Annotated in this window: 4 protein-coding genes and 1 pseudogene; 1 reads left to right on the top strand and 4 read right to left on the bottom strand. The window is 34.4% G+C overall.

The window, feature by feature from the left end; all coding sequences use genetic code 11:
- Positions 1 to 133 precede the first annotated feature (133 nt).
- From ND16A_RS18325 to ND16A_RS18345, 4 genes are all read right to left on the bottom strand, one after another.
- The gene (locus ND16A_RS18325; RefSeq protein ID WP_033075752.1) at positions 134 to 598 is read right to left on the bottom strand and encodes a GNAT family N-acetyltransferase; all 465 of its coding nucleotides are present in this window, start codon (positions 596 to 598) and stop codon (positions 134 to 136) included.
- A gap of 491 nt (positions 599 to 1,089) precedes the next feature.
- Complete coding sequence (locus ND16A_RS18335) at positions 1,090 to 2,100, bottom strand: alpha/beta hydrolase family protein (protein ID WP_033075750.1); 1,011 nt, start codon at positions 2,098 to 2,100, stop codon at positions 1,090 to 1,092.
- A 95-nt stretch (positions 2,101 to 2,195) separates the two neighbouring features.
- Positions 2,196 to 2,606 (bottom strand): septation protein IspZ, encoded by a 411-nt coding sequence (locus tag ND16A_RS21955; protein ID WP_160173468.1) that lies wholly within the window; start codon positions 2,604 to 2,606, stop codon positions 2,196 to 2,198.
- A 135-nt stretch (positions 2,607 to 2,741) separates the two neighbouring features.
- Positions 2,742 to 3,083 (bottom strand): DUF6694 family lipoprotein, encoded by a 342-nt coding sequence (locus tag ND16A_RS18345; protein ID WP_033075748.1) that lies wholly within the window; start codon positions 3,081 to 3,083, stop codon positions 2,742 to 2,744.
- A 191-nt stretch (positions 3,084 to 3,274) separates the two neighbouring features.
- On the opposite strand from ND16A_RS18345, the pseudogene ND16A_RS21585 reads away from it, so the two are divergent.
- Positions 3,275 to 3,484: pseudogene (locus ND16A_RS21585) on the top strand (IS110 family transposase); the annotation flags it as partial.

Genomic DNA, 3,484 nt, shown 5'->3' with positions numbered 1-3,484 from the left:
AGTAATTTAACAACTGTCTGACAGTGCGAAGTAAACAAGTTTGTTTATTGATTTAACAATTAGCTGCCTAGCGGCAGCTAAAAAAACTTCTATTGCCTGTTGACGGGAAAAGGCTCATATGTGTTAGCTGATTTTACAAAAATTTTTCCATTACATAATTGGTAAGCACTTGACCGCGAATTTTTACTTGTTGCTTTTTAATTTCTTTGAAACCGAAATGCTCAAAAAATGGTTTTGCGGTAATACTTGCATGAGAATATAAACGAGTAATACCTTTCTTTTGCCCTTCAGCGAATAGTACTTGTATTAGGGTTTTACCAATGCCTTTACCCTGATGATTCCAATGACAAAAAAAATGGTCGATATAACCATCATCTTGAATATCTGTATAACCTACAATTTCGTTATTTAAAACAGCAACAAAAGGATTAATAGTGCTAATGCGTTTATACCATTCAGATTGGTCATAATCATCTGGAGCCCAAGCTTTAACCTGTACTTCAGAATAATCTTTAATATTCACGTTTCGGATTGTATTGAAAAATATTTCTCTTAAAACTAATTCATCACCATTTTGAAACTTTCTGATGCTAAGCATCGATACCTCCTTATCAACTAACGCCCATTTAAGGGGCTGATAATTGTTTGCTAAAATATGAAGGGTAGCGAAACCGAGCAAACTGTTAGCAGTCCCGCTTGAAATTCTTGTTATGTGTAAACCTACACTACACTTTGAACAAAGCCTAGTTGCATTAAACAAAAGGTATACATACCAAAATAAAACAAAGTGATGGTGAAATTAACAATGATTAAGCGGATAAAGCTTATTTTACTGTTTGCCCAATATACAGCAGTATAATTTGAGGCAAGTTGTATTTTACCTTTCTTGATTTGCATAATTAGCTTTATAAAAACGAACAATCCTAAAAATAAACTAATTATTGTCGCAGCTACTGTTAAAATTTGACTCATAATCCTGATTTACACATAACGCCTCATTAAGAGGCTAAAAATAGTTGGTTAAAATAAGCGACGAAGGAGCAAAAACCAACTGTTTTTTGTCCTGTTTTAATGATTTGTTAGAAGTTTTTATAGATACTCTCGAAACCAAGTAACCAATTCTTTATTCGCCTTTTCTTTGTTTTGCATTAAACCATGATTATCGTCTGGATATAGAACAAGTTTATGTGGAATATTGTTCTTTTTTAACGCCGCAGCTAGATCAATTGAATGATTAACAGATACACGCTTATCGTTAGTGCCATGTAGAAGTAAAATAGGAATGTTTGGCGATAAATCACTTACCCAGTTTAATACTGAACGTTTTTCCAGTTCAGCTACTTTATTTTTCTCATAATCAGGAATTCGGTGCTTAAATACTTTTTCCATTTCAGGGCGATAAGTTAAGCCTTTTAATAAATCAGAATTACCCGCAATAGTTGCTACAGCTTTTATATTTTTTACTTTTTTCACGGCTAAATGCGTTTGCATACCGCCGCGACTTGCACCATACATTCCAATACGTTGTTCATCGGCACCCTCAATACTTGGAATGTAATCTAATAATGCAGTTACATCGTAGACATCACTCCCACCAAATTCATCGTGGGCAGAAGGATTTTTGGTGAAAGTTCCACGATATTGACTACCGATAATAACAAAACCTTCGTTAGCAATAGGAAATAAGTTATGCATCATCGAGCCGAAAACAACACCACCAAAGTTACCATTACCACCACGGTTATAAATTAAAACAGGTAATTTTTCTTTTGATAATTTGGGTTTTATTACATAGCCTTTTACAATGTTTCCGTCGACAATATATTTAAAGGTAGAACAAGATAAATTACTCTGATAAAAATCGAATTTTTCCTTGCCGAAACGTGAATCGAACCGAGTCAAAGCTTGTTTAAGCTTTTCATCTGACTTTATTTTCCTTTTGAATTTTTTCTCCATGCCATGACGCCATGAAGCGTAATCAGTAAAAATCCAAGTAAAGCAACTTTTTTGATCTTTAACTCCTGAATCATTGATCAAATTTGATGCTTGAATGCTAAACGAGGAAATAGCTAAGGATATTATTAATAGGTATTTGTTCACATGAACTCCATGTCGGTGATTGAAACTTCTAACGCCTTGCTAAGCGGCGACTAACAGTTGGCTAAAATTAGCGAGGAACGAACGACAGGCAACTGTTATGTTTTTGACTGCCTAACCACATACCAAGCACTAAATAATGGAAATATAATTAATAAAGACGTTTGACCGAATAATTTATAAATTTTCCAAAACTCCAATCCTGCGACCATATAAACAACATAATTAAGTATTGATAATGCTATAAAAAATGAAATTAAAATTGTATTAAACTTTTTCCAAACATTACCATTAATACTCAAGCGGTACCCTAAAAAAACATAAGGTAATCCTTTGCTTTGGATTAACGCGAACAAACTTAAAACGATCGCAATGCTTACCCACACAATAGTCGGTTTAAAGCTAAGATATTCAGTACCATCCAACAAACCGAATTGATAATCCAAAGTTGCTGATAGGATTAACACTAAAACAAGCGAAACTAAGTAACGCCAATATATTCCCCACAATTTGAGAAATCTCCGATAGTTTATTTTAAAAACATAACGCCCACAATAAGGGGCTGATTAATAGTTTGCTAAAATGTGAAGCGAAGCGGAACCGAGCAAACAGTTAGCTGTCCCGCTTTATTTGCCTTGTTATGTTTACTCTGATGAAACAGAGACTTTTGTTGGTGATGTTTTAGCAAAAACCAAAACCTCTTTATATGTCATGCCATCGATTTTTTTCCCTATAACTTCAAAATTTAAGGGTTTGTTTAGCTCGGGGTTATTTAAAGCCTCAGTGCTAGTTAACGTATCATAAAAGTGAATTTGAAATAACGCGGATAAAAACTTCTTCTGCTCGGTAGAAGAAAGTTGGCTAGAAAGGTAATTAACTCCTTGTTGTGTTGATTCAGCAGAGCTGCCATCAAACACATAATCAGGTGTTGTTGACGCACATCCAGAAAACATTAACACTAATAAAAATATTTTGATTAAACGCATAACTTGAACTCTCCATGTAAACAACGCCCATTTAAGGGGCTGATAATAGTTTGCTAAAATGTGTAGCGAAGCGAAACCGAGCAAACTGTTAGCAGTCCCGCTTGAGTTACTTGATACTTATTGAGCCTTCTCCTTGAAGTCCAGCTTTAAACTAGACTTCAAGGCGACAAAACCAAAAGGAGAAGACTCAAATGAAATTCTATACCAATTCTCACAAATATTATTGTGGAATCGATCTTCATGCGTACATTTTATACGTTTGTATTTTAGATAGTGACGGAAAAAAGGTGTTACATCAACAGATTAAAGCAGATCGATTAGCACTTCATGAATTATTAAAACCTTATTTAGATGATCTCGTATTAGGCGTTGAATGTATGCATTGCTGGTATTGGGTCAGC

It is taken from the genome of Thalassotalea sp. ND16A (assembly GCF_000764205.1).
Classification (GTDB): domain Bacteria; phylum Pseudomonadota; class Gammaproteobacteria; order Enterobacterales; family Alteromonadaceae; genus Thalassotalea_A.
This window is presented reverse-complemented; position numbering and strand designations above follow the sequence as displayed.